This window comes from Streptomyces sp. NPDC001480 (assembly GCF_042894725.1).
Lineage (GTDB): Bacteria > Actinomycetota > Actinomycetes > Streptomycetales > Streptomycetaceae > Streptomyces.
The window spans coordinates 21,018-40,441 of record NZ_JBIAVX010000029.1 but is presented as its reverse complement, the minus strand read 5'-3'; the positions used below and the strand labels follow the sequence as shown (position 1 = coordinate 40,441).

Sequence of the window (19,424 nt, the reverse complement as noted above, 5' to 3'; positions counted from 1 at the left end):
GGGCAATCGAATTTCCGTCCCTACCTGTCAGCCGACCGAGTCCATGACGGCCAACATGCGGCGGTCGACCTAGTCCGCATGGTCGATCTGCGGTCCGTGACCGGCGTTCGAGACGATCCCGGCCCGAGCGACATTGCCGAGGTCGCCGCTCATCCCCCGGCCGGCACCACCCCGACCGGGCAGGACACGCCCGTCCCTACCAGGGTGTACTTATGTGACCCATGACGAACTCCACGGGCACGAAGGGCACTTCGGGTACGAGGCGAGCAGCGATCTACTGCCGGATCAGCCAGGACCGGGGCGGTGCCGGTCTCGGAGTCGCGCGCCAGGAGGAGGACTGCCGGGCACTGTGCACCCGCTTGGACTGGGATGTTGTGGCCGTCTACCCGGACAACGACGTCAGCGCCTACTCCGGGGCGCCCCGTCCCAAGTGGCAAGAGCTGTTGGCGGACATCCAGCGGGGCGAGATCGACGCGATCGCGGTGTGGCACGTGGACAGGCTGACACGATCGCCACGCGAGTTGGAAGACGTCATTGATCTCGCCGACCGCCAGGGCATCGAGCTTGCCACCGTGAGCGGAGAGATCGACCTTGCGACGCCGACCGGGCGCATGGTCGCCCGCATGCTCGGAGCCGCCGCCCGTCATGAGGCGGAGCACAAGGCCGAGCGCCAGAAGCGTCAGCGCCGCCAGGCCGCCGAGGCCGGGCGGATAGCCGGGGGAGGGGCGCGCCCGTTCGGATACGAGGAGGACCGAGTGACCATCAGGGAGAGCGAGGCCCGGGTGATCCGGGAAGGAGTCCGGCGCGTCCTCGCGAACGAAAGCCTGGCGAGCATCTGCCGCGACTGGCAGGCACGGGGGATCGTCAGCCCCGCGGGCAAGCCCTGGAAGCCCAGCGGGCTGCGCCGCTTACTGGCGTCGGCCCGGATCAGCGGCCGCCGTGAGCACACGCCGCGCGGTTCGTGGGAGAGCACGCGCCCGCTGCTCGGGGAGATCGTCGCCGATGCCGTCTGGCCGGGCATCATCAGCCATGAGGACTCGGACCGCGTTCGCAGGACGCTGAGCGACCCGGCCCGCCGGCGCAACGTGGAGGGCACGACCAAGCGCAGCTATCTGCTCTCGGGTGTGCTGCGCTGCGGGAAGCCGAAGGCAGATGGGAAGCCGTGCGGATGGGGCATGGTGGGACGTCCCCGAAGCGGGGTTCCCCGGTACTCGTGTCCCAATGTGCCTGGCACGGACGCGTGCGGGGGTACGGCCGCCAACGCCGAACGGACCGACGATCACGTACGGGACATGGTGTTGGCCGCCCTGGATTCGCCTTTGTTCGTGCAGCGGTTGCGCGACCAGGATCACGCAGGCAAGGACCTGTACGACGAGATCCGGGAAGACGAAGAGGAACTTGAAGCCCTCGCACGGGACATGGGAGAGCGGAAGATCAGCCGTAAGGAGTGGATGGTCGCCCGCCAGCCCATTGAGGAGCGACTGAACCTGAACCGGGCCAAACTCGCAAAGGTCTCCAGGACCGCCGTTCTCAGCGGGTTCGTTGGAACCTTCGAGGACATGCAGGAACGTTGGAAGAAGATGAACAACTCCCAGCGCCGAGCCGTCATCACCGCATGCGTGAGGTCGATCGAGGTACGCCCGGCGGACCCGCGGAAGCGGTGGGATCCGGACCGGTTCCTCATCGACTGGATCGCGTAGGCAGAAGTGATCTCTAGCCGGGGTACCTACTGCCAGTACTGATTGATCTCTAGTCCAAACCTCTATTCACACTTCTGCGCGGTTGGCTGACGGTAGCCGCCCGCAGCGCTATGCTCTCTTCACCTGCTGTGGGTTGAATCGGCTAGGGGGGGCTAATTGGCCGAGGAAAGCGAAAAAGACGAGGATGTCAGCCGTCCGTCGATTTATCTAAGTTATCTCAATGAGGCTGAGAATGCCGTGGCGCCTATTAGGGACAGGTTGACGGTAATTGGCTTCAAGGTCTATCCGACCCCTCCCCCTCCAGGATCCGCATGGACTCGTTGGGTACGTGGTCAGGTTAATGATGCTGACGTGGTCGTCGTTCTGCTGACGGGCAACTACTTCTCTGGTGACGGTGTTCTGCTGGAATTGGCGGAAGCTCTCGATTCCGAGAAGAAGATAATTCCGGTGCTTCTGGAGTCTGGCGCGGCGATTCCTGCTGTACTACGTGGATATCAGTCCGTCGTGCTGAGTGGGCGTGCGGATAGCGATGATTACCTAAATCCGCTTCTAGAGGCTCTGAGTGTCAATGAGCCGCCTGTCGACCGAGTAAGTGAGATTGGCCAGATCGAAGCCCAGGAGCGATTGCTTCGCCGTGAAACGGAAGAGCAGGCCCGCAGTATTGAAGAGGTGCATCGTCAGGATCGAGACAAGTTGGCTGATGCATCACTGACTTCAACAGCCTTCGCTAGCGGGACCATGATTGGGATGGCCCTAGGTGGTCCTATTAGTGCGGTCGTAGGGGGGATTGTGGCTGCCGGGATCAGCGCTGCAATTGCTGCAGCGAAGAAACGTCGCTCAAAGAGCGAGTCTTCCGTCGATTCCCCTTCTCCTACCGGAGCGCCGCATGACGCTTGAATCCGGGGGAGGGAAAATTGGTACGGAGACTGCTATTCTTCTTGCTCAAGCTGAGGAGCGACTTCGTCAGGAACGCCTGGTGGCTGACGAGAATATTGCGCGTGCACGCGCTATCAGGCGCCTGCAGGTTTCGGCTGGTTGGACCGGAATCTTGATGCTTCCTGCTATGGCCGTGTTCTGTGTAGTCGTCCTCATGCAGTACGAAACGGTTCCCGGTGAGATGACTGCAGCTGCCTCGGGTGCCCTGTTTGTCGACGTTCTGGGAGTCGTTGTGGCCGCCTACAAGTCTTGGGCAGTGAAGAAGGCGCCGGAAGAACCATTAAAACCTGTAACTGAGGCTCCGGTTTTCCAGCGTCGTTAACGGATGCCTGGACCCTATGTGCCAGCCTGAAGACCCTTTAATGGGGCTGTTTCGCCCGATGATTAGCTTCTTCCGGCAATGTTGCGAGTCTTGGTCGGCTTTTGGTCCTGAGGCGTGCCTGCTCATTTTCGGAAGGGCCGGGAGGAATCAGCCGGAAGGCGCGAGCGGCGTGTTCGATCACCGCCAGGTCCTCGATGACTGGGGGAAGGCCCTGCCGGGCCCGAGACTCGGCTACCCGTCGCCGTAACTCATCCGGCACCAACAGCGCCCCCAGAGGTGGGGAGCACGGCGTCACGTGCCGCTTCCCGAACACTCGGCAGATCTTCGGCGATGCCTGCGGCGATGAGGGCTGCGCCGGGGGTGTGGCCGGAGCCAACGTAGTGCCAATGCCGATCGGTGACAGCGGCGGCGATCTCGGCATGGCCCATGTGGTCGGCGCGTTCGGCGCGCAGAGCCGCGTATGTCGTTGAATAGGCACGGGACTTGGTGAGGATGTGGCCCCGGTAGCCGAGCGTGTGAGCCCAGGCGCGGAGGCGAAGGGACTCGTACTCGGGGAGGCCGCCGAGGCGCCAGCAGGTGCGCATGAGGGTACGGACGTGTTCACTGACGGGTGCCGACTCGATGTCGTCCCAGGTAGTGGGCGGGTGGTCGGTGCCGGCGCCTGTGTCGCTCGCGCCTTTGGTGACGTACTTGGCCACGTACGCGGCGACCGCATCATCGTCGGGCCCGTCGCCGTCGATGCGTAGGGGCCTGGCGTCGACCTGTGCGCCCCAACGCAAGGCCAGCTCGCCCACGGCCAGGCTATAGGGAGTACGGACCAGGACCCGCGGGGCGGAAGTGCGTACGGCGTCGGTGAGCAGTTCCGCAGTGCCCCAGGCCGGGGGTTCGTCGTCCGCCCCGTTCGGGCCGTCCAGGCGGACGACGGCGTGCACGTGAACGGCCGCGCGCTTCTGGTACTCGGCGACGCGGGCGAAGGACAGTCGGGCGTGCTGCGCGAAGCGGGACTGTACGAGGCCGACCGAGGAGGCCAAGCGCCGCCGGACGTCGATGACGAACCGGTCCCACAGCTTGGAGGCGTGCGCGTGCCACAGCACGTGGGCGGTGTAGTCGTAGCAGTCGGGGCACAGTGGTTGGCCGACAGTCGGTGCGTCCAGGGCATGACGGCCGCTGCAACCGAGGGACCGTCCGTGTGCGCAGGTGCCGCCATCGCGGCGGGGACGGCACAGATCCGAGGCCCGGTGTACGGCTCCGAAGGACGGGGCGGTGAGGGTGACGAACAGCCGGGGGCGATGGCGGACGGTCGCGGGGACGTTCTTGCCGCCGAGGAGGCCGGCGCGGACGAGGTGGTAGGTGTCTCCCGCGTGCAGGCGGGAGCAGGCCGGGCAGACGGTCGCGCGTCGGTTCCGGCAGCGGACGAGGAGGCGTTCGCCGGGTTCGTTGCGCGTGTCGTAGTGGTGGATGATCTCGCCGGTGGTGCCGTCCACGGTGGTGGTCGAGCCGGAGAGGTGGACGGGGTGGGCGCAGCCGCCGGTTGCAGTGATCTGCTCGAGCCAGCGGGGGAAGTTCGGGTCTTGGGCGAGGCGTATGGCGTCGTGGTCTGATTCGGGGAGCTGACGCAGGCGCGTCGCGCGGTCGAGGGCGGCGCGCCTGTCAGCCGGAGTGAACTCCGCGGTGATGGTGGTGACCTTCCAGTGCGGGCCGCCGAAGCGGCACGATCGATGGTGGGCGGTGCGCCGTGGGCCATGGGGATCACTCCCGTGCGTGAGTGGGTCGGGTGGGTAGGGGTTCAGCGGATGGTGCCGGTTCCCCGGCAGACGCGGCAGCGCCGCAGCCGACCGGTCCAGGTCCTGCGGGCTCCGTCGCCCTTGCAGTGGGGGCACCTCACGCGAGGCATGGGCATAGCCGTGTCTCCGTTCTTGGTCAGAAGTGCTTGAAGCCGCTGAGGACCCAGGTCACGAAGCCGTTGATCGTGAGGCTGGCGGGTGTCTGGCCCAGGTACATGCCGAACAGGGCGATGCAGGCCGCTTCCCAGATCCGCACGTCGCGGGAGCGGACAAGGAGGACGGTGATGATCCCGAAGACCACGACGAGAGACACGGCGGCACCTGCGCTGATCACTTGTCGTCTCCTTCCAGCGCCGCGAGCGCGCGGCCTAGGGCGGGCAGTTCCGGGGTGGTGGCGCCGTACTTCTGGGTGATCGCGGTGGCGTCTTCCGTGGGTGTGAGGTGGGAGCGGGCGCGGCTCCATCCGCCGTCCGGTCCGGTGCAAACGGCCACGCCGCGTTCCTGCGGTGTGATCGACTGGGCGACGGCCACGGCGTCCTTGTTCAGGTCACCCAAGGTCATTTCAGCTGTGCCGGGGTCGTTGACGCGGTGGCAGATCCGGCCGCCGAGCTGGGCGCGCAGCGCGGTGACGCCAGGGCCGAGATCGGAGCCGACGCGCTGTCCGGCCACGATCAGATGGATGCCGAGCGCGGCCCCGAGCTGCGCGAGACGGAGCAGGAGCGTCGAGCACTGTTCCGCCTCTGCCTTGCTCTCGCGGGTGCCGTCGGAGAGGTACAGTTCCGCGATCTCGTCGACGATCACGACGACCGGCACCGGCCGCAGCTTCTCGGGCAGCTCCCAGATGGAGCGCACGCTGGCCGACCGGCAGGCGCTCATCCGGTCCTGCATGTCGACCACGAGGGCGGAGAGCACGGCGACCGCCTCACGCCTGCACGTCGCCAGCGCGCTCAGCCGTCCGGCGAACAGGCCCAGCTCCATGCCGCCCTTGCAGTCGATGCCGACCAGGGCGACCGGTTGCGGAGTGAGTTGGATGATCAGGCGGGCCAGCAGCGTTGACTTGCCCGATCGGGTGGCCCCGACGATGAGCCAGTGCGGCACCAGTCGCAGGTTCATGACCCAGGCGCCGCCGCTCTCCAGGACGCCGATGAGAGCGGAGAGAAGTTCGGCCGGAGCCTGGGCTAAGCCGGGCCGCTGAAGCGGGTCTGTGGCTGTGGCGGTCAGCAGGACGAGTCCGCGTTCCGGCGAGGTGACGCGTACAGCGTGCACCTTCCACGCGTGGACCAGCGCGTCAGCCGCCTTCATGAAGGTTGCCGGGGTCTGGCCCGCGTGCAGGCGCACGGCCACGGTCAGCCCCAAGCGGGTGGCGCGCGGGAAGGAAATCCGGGGAGCCACGGGCCGCAGCGGATCGCCCTTGACCACCAGGTCGCCGAGCAGCCCCCGCGGCGGGCGGTGCGAGACTGCGAGGTCGTTGAGCATGGCGACCTTGCGCCAGGTGAACATCACGCGGAAGGCGGTGGCCGGGTAACCGATGAGGTACCAGTGCCAGGCCGGACGGTGCCGGCGGACCAGGTCGCCGAGGACGAGCAGCCACGCCAGAATGGCGAGCGCGAAGGCAAGAAGGATCGGTTCCATCACGCGTCACCGCCTTTGGTGTGCGCCGCCGGACCGCCGTGCACGGGCGTGATCGCGTCGGCCCGGAAGCTGACGCCGTGCCGGTCGCCCATCGACCACATGAACGCCGTCAGCCCGGTGACCTTGACGATCTGCCCTTCCTCGATGCCCTTCGGCTGACCGCTCACAGCGATCTCGATGACGGAGATACGCCGCCCGTCCTGCCGCACGGTCACGGCCACGGTCCAGACCGGGTTGCCGTCCCGGTCCCTCTTGACCTCCTGTGTCTCGGAGTTGGTGATCTTTGCTTCGGGCGCGATGGCGCACCGCAGTACGCCCAGACGCGCCGTGTCCACGGGAATGGACTGCATGATCTTTGGCCTCCCTGGCCAGTCGGGACGCCCGTCATGTACGGACGTCACTTGTCCTTACGAGTGATGACTATGGAGTGCTGTACGGCGAGGGTGCAACTACTTATGCTGACGAGTGATGTCGCGCGTGCGACGTGCCTACGACTTCAACCCGGAGATGCCGAGATGTCAGAGATCCAGCGCCCCGGAGCCCTCTACCAGCAGGTGGCCGCAGCGATCCGAGAGTCGATCCTGTCCGGCGAGTTTGCGCCCGAATCCCTGCTGCCGTCCGAGGCCCAGCTCATGGCCCGCTACGGCGTTTCCCGCCCCACGGTCCGTAACGCGGTTGCGGCACTCCGGGCAGAAGGCCTGATCGACGTCCGCCACGGCAAGGGCAGCTTCGTCCGCTCCAGCGGACAGCCCGTCCTCACCATCGAGCGCCGTATCAGCCGCACCGCCGAGGGCAAGTTCGTCATGCCCAACGGCGACACCTGGCAGGAGGCCGAGGCGCCGAGCAGCTACCGCGCCCGCACCACGAAGGACACCGGCCGACTTCTCCAGCTCGGCGAGGAGGAAGCGCTGTTCGGGTGCGACCGGCTCTTGGTCGACCCCGCTACGGGGACGCGCGCGATGCACCGCACGCTGATCCCGTTCGAGGTCGCCGAAGCCGTTCCGCTCCTTGCCGACGAGCCGTGCAAACGCCCCGCCGCGATCTACCGGCTGCTCAGCCAGGACGGACACCCGCTGTCCTGGTCCGAGACCGTACGCGCGCGCATGCCGCTGCCCGATGAGCGGACCACGCTCCAGCTCCCAGACGCGACCCCGGTCTTGCATGTGGCCCGCGTCGCGCACGGAGCCGACGACCGCCCGCTGATCCTTGAAGAGCTGCGCTTCGGGGCGGACCGTGCCGAACTCGCCTACGGGATCACCGCCGACAAGCAGCCCACGCGACGCACCCGCACTTGAGCGCCAACGGCAATCGGTCGAAACAGCCTTCACTTCCTCAAGGGCGCGCCTGCGGCGCGCCGGGTCGCCCGGCCGCCCCGGCCGGGCGTGCGGCGTGGACGCCGGTCCCGTCCGGTCACCAGGCGCCCCCGCCCGCAGCACGTTCGAGAAGTCGAGGCGTCGACCAGTCGTCGCAGGCCGAGGCCGACGGGGCTGGGGGTCGACAGCCTCCGAGACTTTAGGCAGCCACCATGGGGCGAGCCTCGAAGAACAGGGGGCCCATCGGGCACATACGCGGGCAGGACCAGTGCCTGCCCGATTCGCCGGGCCAGCGTAGGGCCCCCTGTTCACTCGCCCCATGGCAGCTCCAGCCCAAAGTCTCTCCGGCCGGCGACGTGCCCAGGCGCGCCGCTCACCAGCGAAAGGCCCCCTCACGCGGCACCACCATTGCCGTCCGCGCGCCCCTCCAGGAGCTGGGCAAGCCTGTCCACGGCGTCCGGCCAGCCCACCAACCGCACAACCCCGCGACCATCCTCGTTCGTCGAGGCGACGGCCCGTACGGCAGACAGCTCCAGTCCCACGCCCAGGAGCGCCCGGTTCAAACGATCGGCCGACTCGCGCGCCGTACGCCAGCCTTCGATGTAGTCGACGCCGGACACCCACAGCCCGGAGTCCACACCCGTGACCTCAAGACCGTCGCCCAACCGGTCCTCACCGAAGCCAGTCACCTTGTCCACCTCTGCCCTGATCTAGGTAACGGATCATCAACTTCCTTGTGCCAGGGCCAAAACGCAGCACGACGGCCCCGGTACCATCAGGTACCGGGAACCGCCGTGTTCCCAGCCGGGCCACCCATCGCTTACCAGGGCAGGGGTGGCCCGGTGTCATTTGTGGTTGTGAGGCGCGGCCCCTCGGCCGGAAGGGGAGCCCCCGGAAACAGGAGAGACCGCGCCAGTGGTCGGAGTGGGTCAGACTCCGGCCGGTGTCCGAGCCGCCGCCAACTCCCGATCGCGAGGGAGTGAGGCAGGTGACGGGCCCGGAGTTCATCAGATGGGCGTGAGCTCGGCTCCACTGTCCAGGTCGAAGCGGCACCAGACCGTCTTGCCGCCCTGCTCACCCGGCGTCCACCAGACAGCCGTCGCCACCCGCTGAGCGATCATGAGCCCACGCCCGCTGTCCGGCAGGACCGCCTCTGACAGTTCCCCCACCAGCTCCGGCGCGAGCCAGTCACCCATGGGGAGCAGCGGAGCCGTCGAGTCCTCATCCGTGACGCCGATGAAGAACCATTTCGGGTACAGCTTGAAGGTCACGTCGATGCGCCGGCAGCCGCCGGGACGGGTCTGGTGGCGATCCGGCACGGCGTGATTCACCACGTTGCCGACCAGCTCCGAGACAACCAGCCGGGCATCGTGCATCACCTCGTCTGCGACCGCACCCCGAAGAAACACAGAAGTCGTGTCGCGCGCGACGCGAGCAGTGCCGGCGCACTCGGCGAAGAGCATCAGCGCCAGGAACCGACCGCCAGAACGCGGATCCGGTGCCACGAACCAGTGCGCGTACGCGTCCAACTCGCTTGCCACGTGCTGGGCTTTCCCCGCATCCATCACGTTCCCTTCCGAGCCTCGACGGCCCTCACGTCACCGCTTGCTGCACGCAAGCCAGTACACGGCGGAAGGCATGTGACCGGGAGCGTTCACCAGGGGGTTCACGTGAACACCGGCAAACGCAAGGGGGGTTCACTAATGGACCCCCCCCAAGGCGAGACTGCTGTGACACGATGGGCACTCGCCGTAATTCTCGGGTTGGCAGGGGAGCATGAGCCGAGAGCCAAACGCGAAGTTGATCGCGATCATGGAAGAGGCGCAGGTCTCGAACAAGGGCCTGGCGAAGCGCATGCAGGAAACCGCCGATCACCGTGGCCTTGATCTCCGGACCACGCATATCTCCGTGCAGCGATGGCGGAACGGATCAGGCATCCGGCCCGAAGCAGCGTCGGTCATGGCGGATGTCCTGGGCACCAAGCTTGGCCGCCGCATCACGTCGGCCGATCTCGGCTTTTTCGATCTCCCGCAGGCCGCCGCGCCTCAGCCGGTCGGCTATCCGAGCACCGTTCCCGATGTGCTCTCCACACTGGGCAGTCTTGCCGACGAGCGGTCTGAGACCCCGGCCGACGACCCGCTGATCGTTGCCGACGGTGACCTTAGCTCCGCTGTCCTGTCATGGATGATCGCGCGCCCCGATGGCATCCAAGCCGATCGCCCCGGACGCCAACGCGTCGGCATGCGCGACGTGCGTGCGATCAGGGACGCCGCAGGCATGTTCATGCAGCTCGACTTCAAGTACGGCGGAGGCCACGGCCACAAGGCACTGCGCCACTACTTCCGCCACGAAGTCCTGCCGCTGCTGGAAGTCACCTACAGCGAAAAGGTGGGCACCGCCTTATTCGGCGCCGCCGCCGAGGTCTCTCAGCTTCTCGCGTGGACCGCGTACGACACTGGGAACCACCGGCTCGCCCACCGCTACCTGTCGTCCACGCTCCGGCTGACGCAGGTCATCGATGACCGCATGTTCGGCGCCCGCATCCTCGGCAACCTCAGCCACCAGGCGAACTATCTCGGCCACCACGCCCAGGCCATCCAACTGGCCCGCGCCGCCGTCGAGGGCGCCAAGGGCCGAGCCACCCCACGCGCCATGTCCAACTATTGGGCGATGGAGGCCCGAGCCCTCTCCAACGCAGGCGAGAAGGTAGGCGCAGCTCGCGCGATGAACGAGGCGGCACGCCACTTCGAGCAGGCCGACAGCGCCGACGACCCCGCATGGCTCGGCTACTTCGACGAAGCGGAACTCACGGGCGAGTTCTGCCACTGCTTCCGCGATCTGCGGATGCGCCGGGAAGCAGTCGAGCAGGCGCAGCGCGCCGTCGACAGCACCGACCCGGCGTACGCCCGCACCCTTGGTTTCTGCCGCATGGTGCTCGCCCAAAGCCAGCTCATAAACGGCGAGTTGGAAGCCGCGGTCGCCACCGCGAGTCTCGCAGTCGACGGCGGAGACTCCCTCCAGTCCTCCCGCTTCCAGCGCTACGTGACCGACTTCCAGGCCGAGGTGAGCCCGCACGCGGCCCACCCCGCCGTGGTCGCCTTCAACGAGAAGGTGAGTGAGGCACTGGCCCGGCTGGACGACGACGAATAGCGGCTACCACGGCCGCCAGTCCCGAGGCGCGTCGTCGTTGCGCAGGGCCGAGATGCGCCGGCGGTACTCGGCAGCCGTCCTCCCGTCCTCCCGCACGTTCTGCATGAGCCACGTCGTCATGCCGAACTCTTGGAGCCGTCGAAGCGTGCCATAACCGTGCCAGTCGTACAGGTCGCGCCCGTAGGCCCGCACGAAGTCGGCGTACTGCTCGTCGGTCTGCCAGCCAAGACTGTGATGCTCCGTGGCCGTGACCATCAGGTCCCATTCCGGGTGATCGAAGCAGAACGCCTCAAAGTCGATCAGGATGACGTGCCCTTGATCGTCCACCATGAGGTTTTGGACGTGAGCGTCACCATGCACAGGTCCCTTGGGCGTCTCGAAGCTCAGCTCTCCGAACTGATCACGCAGCTCACGCCAGCGCTTCCGCAAGAAGGCCCGATCGTCCTCCGGAATCGGGGCCCGGTTGATCCGCAGTTCTTGCTTGTCGAAGGGATCGAACGAGGGAAACTCCACCCCGGCCGGCAGGGTCATGGAGTGGAGATCTCGCAGGATGCCGCCCAGTTCCCCGTACGTTGCCTTACGGTCACCCTCACGGATGAGATGCCAGAAGGTCACCGGGTGACCGTCGACCACGAGTGGCTGTTCGAGGTCATCGAGGATGCGCGCCCCGGGGAAGCCCTCCTTTGCCAGCCACCGCGACACGGCTACCTCGATGCGCGCTTTGGGTAGCCACTCCTCCCCCCGCGCCACACGCACGACCACAGGTACCGAGGCCAGCCGGAACAGAGCGTTCTCCCCGAACCGGATCAGCTCCGCGCCCCCGCCATCCAGCCCCGCCGCCCGGCACGCGGCACTCATCACCCGCGCAGCCCCCGCCGACGTGAACCCTTCTTCCGATCGAGCAGCGTCAACCGCCATGCCCGTACCAGCTCCCCTAGTCGCGCGCGATCAACCAGCGCACGCCCACGGGTGACCAACCCGACGTACACCGGACACACGACCACGACGGTACCCAGGAGAACGCCGTCTGAGCGAGAGAAAGAGCCCTCAGCATGGGAAGCTCAGTAGTTTCGCACGTCCATGCGGACGTCTATGGTCAGGCACCTTCGTCCCGAACGCGATTCCGGATTCTCCTCCCCGGCCCCCCTCCAGAGACCAACCAGCGCAGGTGGGCGCGATAGGCCATCCGCTTTTCAGGCCGCGTGTCGTGGTGCGAGCAGGTCTGGTCGTGCTTGGCGTCAGTGACCTCGGCCGGCTTGGTTGTGTGCTGCCGGTGGCGTACCCCACAGGTCACTGACTGATGAGACAGCCTCTGTAACACCATGAGCCACGTAGCGCGAGGGGCTGACAGCCCGTGATGTTGATAAGAGGGCGACCAGCACCCCAGTGGTGCCGTTGATCAGTACGTCATGCATATCGCTGTTAAACCCGTTGACCAAATGGGAGACTAGGCACGGTACCGGGCGAGCGTCGGGGGGATCGGTGGAGAAGGAAGAGCAGGCGCTGGGGGCGGTCGTGCCTGAGTCGACGCAAGAGCGCGGGATCTTCGATTGTGACGACGCCTATCGCACGCCATCTCAGGCTGACTATCAGCGACTGTTCTCCTCTGCAATTATCGTCCTCGATACGAACGTTCTCATTAATCTTTACAGGTCGAACGAACGCACCCGTAGAGATACGTTCGCCGTACTGAATCAGTTGAGAGGGCAGATCTGGATACCTCATCAGGTGCTTTCTGAATTTTGGAGAAATCGAGATCTGCCATCCGTGCGCGGCCACCATAAGAGTAAAGCCCGCGAAGCTGGCGCGGCTCTCGACAAGGTTTCTCGTTCCATGAAGGACGCCTTGGAGCGCTGGCTAAAAGACGTTCACTTGATGAATGACGGTGAGGCTCACCGACGCGTTAATACGGCAACCCAATCCGTGCTTGAGACTTTTTCCGAGCTAAAAGACTTCATCGAAGATCAGGCCAAGAAAGATGCCCTAGAAGGGACGTCTTCCACTTCTACAGATCCAGTCTTGCGCCAACTGGAGCCACTTCTTCGCGGTAGGATTGGTGACCCGTTCTCTGAGCAGCTTTATGCCGAAGCGCTTAGTGAGGCTGCTAGGCGAGCGACCGAGGAGATTCCTCCTGGATATAAGGATTTCCAATCAGGCAAATCACCCGAACAGGCGGCGGGAGACTACATAATCTGGGCACAAATTCTCGTCGAGGCGGAGCAGCGCAGACGTGAGGTGCTACTGGTGACCGGAGACGTGAAGGAGGATTGGTGGACCTCAAGCGGGAGTCAAGGCTCCGCTCGTCCGAGGACTGAGCTTCGCGTCGAGCTAAAGAAGCGGGCTGGCGTAGATTTGCACATGTTGACACCAAGTCAACTTCTCGCCGAGGCTGACCGTATATTCGGCCTGAAGGTGGATGAGCGCTCTGTTAGCGATCTGGCTACTAGTGAAGTACTTGGCGCGGGAATTCACCTTCCGGTGAAACTGGCCGCAGAAATCCCGTCCCGCCTTCAGCGTGCCCATGACCGTGCCGTTGAAGTGGTGAATGGGACCGGGGTTAAGCGGCTGCCTTACAGCGTTGTCCTGACGAGGGAAGTCCTTCGGGAGCTTAACAGTGCGGTGCGAACAATGGGCGGATCGTCCATTCTCGTAAGATCGAAGGAATATCCAGTCCTGCAGGGCCACCTTCTATTTCCGGTCAGGTACGCCAGTCACCCGGTACCGATCAATCACGTATTGAAATACTTGAATGGAAAAAAGACGCTGCGTGACTTTTTCGGTGAACTGGAAGAGCGTCAGTATGATCTTTCGTTGACCGACCTAACGCGATCCCCTACGGGAATTCCCGGTCTTCTTGGGCCGTCAGGATCCAGCCTGAAAATTGTGGTTATTCCATTCTCTGCGGGCGTTGAATATGGCCTCCATGTTGCATTTTGGGGAACCTTATACAGCAGTAGTACCGGGACCTTCAATTGGCGTGACATGGAGCCGCTTTTTGGCTTTAACGACGTTTGATGTGTTGCCGCCGTTGTACGTGTTGGCGTACGCCAAAAACCCTGTTTCCGCTGGTCACCACTGGTAGAAAGCGACGCTGGCGTCACCCATGGATTTGTAGCGTGACCACCCGATGAGCTCTTTAGTAGGTCGCACCAATTCCGCCTGTGGGCATCAGAAGGATCAGTTGACCGCGACGCCGGGGATGAAGGCCACGAGGCCGGACAGGAAGCTGCCGATCGCGGCCAGCGTGACGAGGGTGGCCTTGCCGTCTGAGAACAGACCGGAGCAGAACGCGCGTACTTGACGTCGAAGGATAAGCATCTTGAGCTTCTGCCACCGGTGCTGGCGGATGTGGCAGCCCATGAGGAGGCCGGTTGCGTTGTTACGGCAGCCGTCGTCCCGTCCCCTGACTGGCGCTCCACAGGTCACCGGCGCTTGAAAGAAAGACCAGAGAAGCACAGCGGCGGACAGAACGACGATCACCGCTGGACCCGCTGCCCTATTGATCCACGCGGCGATGAGTAGAGCGCCAGCCAGGACCCCCCACCACTGCCCTAAACCGCCGAGCCGACTGCTTCTTGCCCCCGAGGTCGCCATGTCTGTAATCGTGGCGAGCGGCTTAGCGAGCCATGCCCTCAGCGGACGGTTTGGCCGAAACCCCGCTCCAGGAAGGCTGACGCCCTGCGGAGCCAATCGCTCGGATGTGGGCCATACGGCCGTGGCACCGTCCCGAGTGATCGGCGGCACGGTCGATGGGTGGGATGTGAGCTTGGTGGGCTACTGCTCCGTGGCTTCCGGCGCCGGAGCGATGCCCGTCGGGCAAGACGCACCCCAGTTCGTCTCGAACGGGTCACTTAGCTTGACCCCCGTCCCGGCGAGCCTGTGCTGCCATGTGACCCGTGGTGGCAGCCGACTTCCGGGCGGGCGTGCACGGTCAGGAGTACAGATGGGTCAGTAGTTCGCCCTCAGCTGGGTATGGCCGCTCCTTGGGTAACAGTCGGGTCGCCGCGTCCAGGTCGCCGTGGTTGACGAGTTCGTGGATCTCGTAGGCGAGCGGAGTCACGTCACTGATGGAGACCGTCCACTCGTCCGCGTAACGCTCTACGGCCTCACCGGAGAGCCCGAGTTGCAGCGCGCGGTAGGGCAGGGGCTGGAGGTGCAGATCACGTTCGGGGTCCCACTGGACGCGGGTCGGTGAGCGCTTCAACTGGCGTTGCCAGGTGCTGCGGTCGGAGTGCAGCCTACGGACGTAACTCGACAGGCACGCGTTGCGCAGCGCCCACTCGAAGCCGTCGCGAGTGATCTCGACGGCAAGAACCGTCTCCTGTCCCGGCTTCGTGCCCCAGCCGCAGCGATACATCATCCACAGGAACGATGGCTTGATCCACGTCATCCGGCTCCGCTTCCACGAGGCGGGAAACCTGCCTTCCCGGACGGCGGGCAGGCCAAGCTCCGGAGGGTACGCCTGATAGACGGTGATCGTGGAGGCTCCGTAGGCCGCGCGGATCTCATGTTGCGGTCGTTCCATGGCGTACAGCGTCGGGCCGGTCCGTGCGGGGAGCCACTGATTTTCGACGCGCATGGGCAACGGGACAGCCGACAGGCGAATCGCCATACCCGGTAGCGTCCCCTTGGTGAACCTCAACCTCATCAACGACGTACCCGACAGGCTGACGCGTAGAGCCCGGAACTTTGTCAGTGTGCACGGCATCAAGGTCGACGTCCGGCCGGTTGAGGAACACAGGCAGTGGTGGCTTGACCGGGACGTCCCGTCTGCGGTGATCGACCGGATGGCGACCTTTGAAGCGCGATGGGGCGGACTGCTCTTGCCGCCCGCTCCGCAATACGACGGAGGCCCCAAGTACTTCGATCCCGACTCGCCTGAAGGCTCACCGGCCGAAGGCTGGTGGTTCGAAGCAGGCACACAGCGGACCGCCGTCCCCTACTCATTCATGATCGGACCGGGCGGTGAGTTCGGCATCCATGCAGGTCGGTGGGTGCCCCTTCACACGACCGTTGAGGGCTGGGTGGAGTCGCTCGCACTGGCCCATCACGCAGCCATGTGGGCGAAGCAGGTCACCAAGGCCACGGGTGACGACGTCGACCGGATTGCTCTGGACTCCTACGAGCCGGTGCGCGAGGTGAGGGGGCTGGCGGACACTTGGTGGCGGGGAACCGACTCGTTGGTGGCGATCTATTCAGGGGAGGCCGAGTGTTTCTCGTTTCTCCGGGGTCGCACAGCGCTCATCTACTCAGGCCTGGACGAGTGGGGGCTGCTCGGGGGAGTCGAGCCGTAGCACTGAACGAGATGCCGTGCCACGGCTCCCCCCCCATCATCAAGTGCCAGGGCTCGCACCACTGGTTACTTGTCGGTCACCTCGGGCGCCGGCGCAATGCCGATCGGGCAGGAGGCTCCCCAGTTGGTCTCGAACGGGGTACTTAGCTTGACCCCCGTCCCTCCCAGCCCGCAGTACCCCGCCGGGTTCTTGTCGAGGTACTGCTGGTGGTACGCCTCGGCCGGGTAGAAGGGGCGGCCCTCGGACGGGAGGATCTCGGTGGTGATCTTGCCGTGGCCGGAGGCGGTCAGGAGCTTCTGGTAGGCGGTGCGGGAGGCCTCGGCGGTGGCGGACTGTTCGGGGGTGTGGGTGTAGATCGCGGAGCGGTACTGGGTGCCCACGTCGTTGCCCTGGCGGAAGCCCTGGGTGGGGTTGTGGGACTCCCAGAAGGTCTTCAGGAGGCGGTCGTACGAGATCAGCTTCGGGTCGTAGACCACGCGGACGGCCTCCGTGTGGCCGGTCAGGCCCGAGCAGACCTCCTCGTACACCGGGTTCTCGGTGTGGCCGCCCTGGTAGCCGACCAGGGTCGTCCACACCCCTGCCGGGAGCTGCCAGAACTTGCGCTCGGCGCCCCAGAAGCAGCCCAGGCCGAAGTCGGCGACCTCCAGACCCTCGGGGTAGGGGCCCTGGAGCGGATTGCCGAGGACGGTGTGGCGGTCGGGGACCTCGAACGCGGGAGCGGGCCGGCCCTTGAGCGCCTGCTCGGCGGTGGGCAGTTGGGGCGTACGGCCGAAGAGCATGAGATCTCCCTGTCGGTCTGGGGTGTGCCGCCCGTACGGAGGCGTCGGCGGCACCCCGCACAACGCTTCCGGCGCCGCCCGGATTCCGGCCCCGGTCAGGTGAGCAGGGTCGCCGGGCTGCCGCCGTTCGCCTCGTAGCCCGCGACGGCCAGGGCGCGGTGCAGGGCGAACTCGGCGGCCGGGTCGGCGGACAGGATCCAGGGGAGGGCGCCGACGTGGCCGTCGACGTGTATCAGCTGGTTCATGGCCTCCGCCCAGCGCTCGGCGCGCACCAGGAAGAAGACCAGCAGGTGGCGGACGTGCGCCTGCATCGGGTCGTCGGGGCGCGCCGCGTGCACCGCGTGGAGCGCGCCGTGGATCGCCTTGGTGACGACCTCGCTCTGGTAGAAGCTGCTGACCAGGTTCACCTCGGGGAGGTGCTCGAACACCGCGAACAGCGGCATCGCGGCCAGCAGGGAGCCCTGCGGGGCACGGGCCGCGGCGGCCTCCGCGAAGGAGTACGCCAGCTCGCGGGAGCCGTGCCACTTCTCGCACCAGTAGTGCAGGGCCGCGAGATGGGCGCCCATGTGGTTGGGGGCGCGGTCCAGGATCCTCAGCCAGAGCTTCTCGAACTCCGGCTGGGAGTAGGCCAGTCCGCGCGCCACCGACAGCTCGACGATGTGCGGGACCGGGTCGCCGGGCGCCAGCAGGGCCGCCTGGGCGCAGGCGTCCCGGGCTTCCTCCATGATGATCCGGAACTCGTCCGAGCCCGGCGTCGACGTGCGCCACGCCTGCTGCACCAGGAACTCCGCGTGCACGGCGGCGCCGCCCGCGTCCTTGGGCTGCTCGGCCCGCCACACCCGCAGCCACTGCCCGCCGGGCGTCTCGTGGACCCCTCCGGGCCGCTGTTGCAGCTCCAGCGCCGCCGCGCCCGCGAAGGCCTGCACGCGCTGCCAGCGCGGCTCGCCCTCGGTCTCGGTGCCGGCCAGCAGCTGCGCCGCCGCGCGGTAGTCCTGCGTGCGCTGCACCAGGTCCAGGACGTCCAGCAGGTCCTGGTCGGGGCCGGGCATCCGGATGTCCAGCTCCTCCTGGCGCACGAAGCCGTAGTCCGCCGGGTCCGCGGCGTCCGGGTGGTCCGGAGACACCAGCTCGATCATCCCGCGCCTGCGCCGCAGCGTCGGGAGCAGCACGAAGCTCATCATGAGCAGCGCAATCAGGACCCAGAGAATCGCCATGCGTCAAGCGAACCAGACGCCGCCGACAATTGGCCAACCGGTTCGCGGCACCTGTGGAAAACCTTCCGCCCCCGCCGTCCGGGGCCCGGCGTCCGTCATCAGCCCCGCGAGCGCATTACGCTCGGTCCCCATGAGCGACAGGCACATCAGTCAGCATTTCGAGACCCTCGCGATCCACGCGGGCAACACCGCCGATCCCCTGACCGGCGCGGTCGTCCCGCCGATCTACCAGGTCTCGACCTACAAGCAGGACGGCGTCGGCGGCCTGCGCGGCGGTTACGAGTACAGCCGCAGCGCCAACCCGACCAGGACCGCCCTGGAGGAGAACCTCGCCGCCCTCGAGGGCGGTCGAAGGGGCCTGGCGTTCGCGTCCGGGCTGGCGGCCGAGGACACCCTGTTGCGTACGCTGCTCAGCCCCGGTGACCACGTCGTCATTCCCAACGACGCGTACGGCGGTACGTTCCGCCTGTTCGCGAAGGTGGTCACCCGGTGGGGGGTCGAGTGGTCCGTCGCCGACACCAGTGATCCGGCCGCCGTACGGGCCGCCATCACCCCGAAGACCAAGGCGGTCTGGGTGGAGACCCCCTCCAACCCGTTGCTCGGCATCACCGACATCGCCGCCGTCGCCCAGGTCGCCCACGCCGCCGGGGCGAAGCTCGTCGTGGACAACACCTTCGCCACGCCCTACCTCCAGCAGCCGCTCGCGCTCGGCGCGGACGTCGTCGTGCACTCCCTGACCAAGTACATGGGCGGCCACTCGGACGTCGTCGGCGGTGCGCTGATCACGGCGGACGAGGGGCTGGGCGAGGAGCTGGTGTATCACCAGAACGCGATGGGCGCGGTCGCCGGGCCCTTCGACTCCTGGCTGGTGCTGCGCGGCACCAAGACGCTTTCGGTGCGCATGGACCGGCACAGCGAGAACGCCACGAAGATCGCCGACATGCTCACCCGGCACGCGCGCGTGACGAGCGTCCTGTACCCGGGGCTGCCCGAGCACCCCGGTCACGAGGTCGCCGCCAAGCAGATGAGGGCGTTCGGCGGCATGGTCTCCTTCCGGGTCGAGGGCGGCGAGGAGGCGGCCGTCGAGGTGTGCAACCGGGCGAAGGTCTTCACGCTCGGCGAATCCCTCGGCGGTGTCGAGTCGCTGATCGAGCACCCGGGGCGCATGACCCACGCGTCCGCGGCCGGCTCGGCCCTGGAGGTTCCCGCCGACCTGGTCCGCCTCTCCGTGGGAATCGAGAACGTCGAGGACCTCCTGGAGGACCTCCAGCAGGCCCTCGGCTAGTCCCGGCTCCCGGCG

Annotated in this window: 19 protein-coding genes; 8 read left to right on the top strand and 11 right to left on the bottom strand. The window is 66.3% G+C overall.

All coding sequences use genetic code 11. The features are described from left to right. The first annotated feature begins 221 nt into the window (after nucleotides 1-221). The 3 genes from ACFY01_RS42470 (at nucleotide 222) to ACFY01_RS42460 (ending at nucleotide 2,958) form a co-directional block, all read left to right on the top strand. Nucleotides 222-1,700, top strand: a complete 1,479-nt coding sequence (locus ACFY01_RS42470; protein WP_390741119.1) for a recombinase family protein — start codon at nucleotides 222-224, stop codon at nucleotides 1,698-1,700. Between the two features lie 156 nt (nucleotides 1,701-1,856). Beyond that, entirely contained in the window at nucleotides 1,857-2,597 is a 741-nt protein-coding gene (locus ACFY01_RS42465; protein WP_390741118.1) for a toll/interleukin-1 receptor domain-containing protein, read from the top strand. Further along, on the top strand, nucleotides 2,587-2,958 hold the full coding sequence (locus tag ACFY01_RS42460; RefSeq protein WP_390741117.1) for a hypothetical protein: 372 nt from the start codon (nucleotides 2,587-2,589) through the stop codon (nucleotides 2,956-2,958). The genes ACFY01_RS42465 and ACFY01_RS42460 overlap by 11 nt, the downstream gene beginning before the upstream one ends. A gap of 248 nt (nucleotides 2,959-3,206) precedes the next feature. Here the strand turns inward: ACFY01_RS42460 and ACFY01_RS42455 are convergent, their stop codons facing one another. The 4 genes from ACFY01_RS42455 to ACFY01_RS42440 form a co-directional block, all read right to left on the bottom strand. Next, entirely contained in the window at nucleotides 3,207-4,577 is a 1,371-nt protein-coding gene (locus tag ACFY01_RS42455; RefSeq protein ID WP_390741141.1) for a replication initiator, read from the bottom strand. A 301-nt stretch (nucleotides 4,578-4,878) separates the two neighbouring features. Next, the gene (locus tag ACFY01_RS42450) at nucleotides 4,879-5,076 is read right to left on the bottom strand and encodes a hypothetical protein (RefSeq protein WP_390741116.1); all 198 of its coding nucleotides are present in this window, start codon (nucleotides 5,074-5,076) and stop codon (nucleotides 4,879-4,881) included. Beyond that, nucleotides 5,073-6,374: an FtsK/SpoIIIE domain-containing protein gene (locus tag ACFY01_RS42445; protein WP_390741140.1), complete on the bottom strand. Its 1,302-nt coding sequence runs from the start codon at nucleotides 6,372-6,374 to the stop codon at nucleotides 5,073-5,075. The genes ACFY01_RS42450 and ACFY01_RS42445 overlap by 4 nt, the downstream gene beginning before the upstream one ends. Continuing rightward, the gene (locus ACFY01_RS42440; protein ID WP_390741115.1) at nucleotides 6,374-6,724 is read right to left on the bottom strand and encodes a hypothetical protein; all 351 of its coding nucleotides are present in this window, start codon (nucleotides 6,722-6,724) and stop codon (nucleotides 6,374-6,376) included. Before ACFY01_RS42440 ends, ACFY01_RS42445 begins: the two co-directional genes overlap by 1 nt. A 165-nt stretch (nucleotides 6,725-6,889) precedes the next feature. Here ACFY01_RS42440 and ACFY01_RS42435 point away from each other — a divergent pair, with 165 nt between their 5' ends. After that, a complete protein-coding gene (locus tag ACFY01_RS42435) occupies nucleotides 6,890-7,669 on the top strand; it encodes a GntR family transcriptional regulator (protein WP_390741114.1) in 780 nt (259 codons plus the stop codon). Between the two features lie 410 nt (nucleotides 7,670-8,079). Here ACFY01_RS42435 and ACFY01_RS42430 read toward each other — a convergent pair whose 3' ends face one another. Together ACFY01_RS42430 and ACFY01_RS42425 are read right to left on the bottom strand one after the other, a co-directional pair. Next, complete coding sequence (locus ACFY01_RS42430; RefSeq protein ID WP_390741113.1) at nucleotides 8,080-8,376, bottom strand: hypothetical protein; 297 nt, start codon at nucleotides 8,374-8,376, stop codon at nucleotides 8,080-8,082. Nucleotides 8,377-8,694: 318 nt separating this feature from the next. Then, nucleotides 8,695-9,252: an ATP-binding protein gene (locus tag ACFY01_RS42425; protein WP_390741112.1), complete on the bottom strand. Its 558-nt coding sequence runs from the start codon at nucleotides 9,250-9,252 to the stop codon at nucleotides 8,695-8,697. A 211-nt stretch (nucleotides 9,253-9,463) separates the two neighbouring features. On the opposite strand from ACFY01_RS42425, the gene ACFY01_RS42420 reads away from it, so the two are divergent. Further along, nucleotides 9,464-10,837, top strand: a complete 1,374-nt coding sequence (locus ACFY01_RS42420) for a sporulation protein (RefSeq protein ID WP_390741111.1) — start codon at nucleotides 9,464-9,466, stop codon at nucleotides 10,835-10,837. Nucleotides 10,838-10,840: 3 nt separating this feature from the next. Here the strand turns inward: ACFY01_RS42420 and ACFY01_RS42415 are convergent, their stop codons facing one another. Continuing rightward, entirely contained in the window at nucleotides 10,841-11,755 is a 915-nt protein-coding gene (locus ACFY01_RS42415) for a phosphotransferase enzyme family protein (RefSeq protein ID WP_390741110.1), read from the bottom strand. A gap of 564 nt (nucleotides 11,756-12,319) precedes the next feature. Between ACFY01_RS42415 and ACFY01_RS42410 the strand changes: the two genes are divergently transcribed. Next, nucleotides 12,320-13,852, top strand: a complete 1,533-nt coding sequence (locus ACFY01_RS42410) for a PIN-like domain-containing protein (protein WP_390741109.1) — start codon at nucleotides 12,320-12,322, stop codon at nucleotides 13,850-13,852. Nucleotides 13,853-14,014: 162 nt separating this feature from the next. Here the strand turns inward: ACFY01_RS42410 and ACFY01_RS42405 are convergent, their stop codons facing one another. Both ACFY01_RS42405 and ACFY01_RS42400 read right to left on the bottom strand, forming a co-directional pair. Next, nucleotides 14,015-14,317 carry a hypothetical protein gene (locus ACFY01_RS42405; RefSeq protein ID WP_390741108.1) on the bottom strand — a complete coding sequence of 101 codons (303 nt, stop codon included), beginning with the start codon at nucleotides 14,315-14,317 and terminating at the stop codon, nucleotides 14,015-14,017. 451 nt (nucleotides 14,318-14,768) lie between these two features. After that, nucleotides 14,769-15,362, bottom strand: a complete 594-nt coding sequence (locus ACFY01_RS42400; protein ID WP_390741139.1) for a DUF4291 domain-containing protein — start codon at nucleotides 15,360-15,362, stop codon at nucleotides 14,769-14,771. A 106-nt stretch (nucleotides 15,363-15,468) separates the two neighbouring features. Between ACFY01_RS42400 and ACFY01_RS42395 the strand changes: the two genes are divergently transcribed. Continuing rightward, entirely contained in the window at nucleotides 15,469-16,131 is a 663-nt protein-coding gene (locus ACFY01_RS42395) for a hypothetical protein (protein ID WP_390741107.1), read from the top strand. A 65-nt stretch (nucleotides 16,132-16,196) separates the two neighbouring features. Here the strand turns inward: ACFY01_RS42395 and msrA are convergent, their stop codons facing one another. Next, a complete protein-coding gene (msrA, locus tag ACFY01_RS42390) occupies nucleotides 16,197-16,910 on the bottom strand; it encodes a peptide-methionine (S)-S-oxide reductase MsrA (protein ID WP_390741106.1) in 714 nt (237 codons plus the stop codon). A 95-nt stretch (nucleotides 16,911-17,005) separates the two neighbouring features. Beyond that, nucleotides 17,006-18,124: a hypothetical protein gene (locus ACFY01_RS42385; RefSeq protein ID WP_390741105.1), complete on the bottom strand. Its 1,119-nt coding sequence runs from the start codon at nucleotides 18,122-18,124 to the stop codon at nucleotides 17,006-17,008. 130 nt (nucleotides 18,125-18,254) lie between these two features. Between ACFY01_RS42385 and ACFY01_RS42380 the strand changes: the two genes are divergently transcribed. Continuing rightward, nucleotides 18,255-19,409 carry a cystathionine gamma-synthase gene (locus ACFY01_RS42380; protein WP_390741104.1) on the top strand — a complete coding sequence of 385 codons (1,155 nt, stop codon included), beginning with the start codon at nucleotides 18,255-18,257 and terminating at the stop codon, nucleotides 19,407-19,409. Nucleotides 19,410-19,424 lie beyond the last annotated feature (15 nt).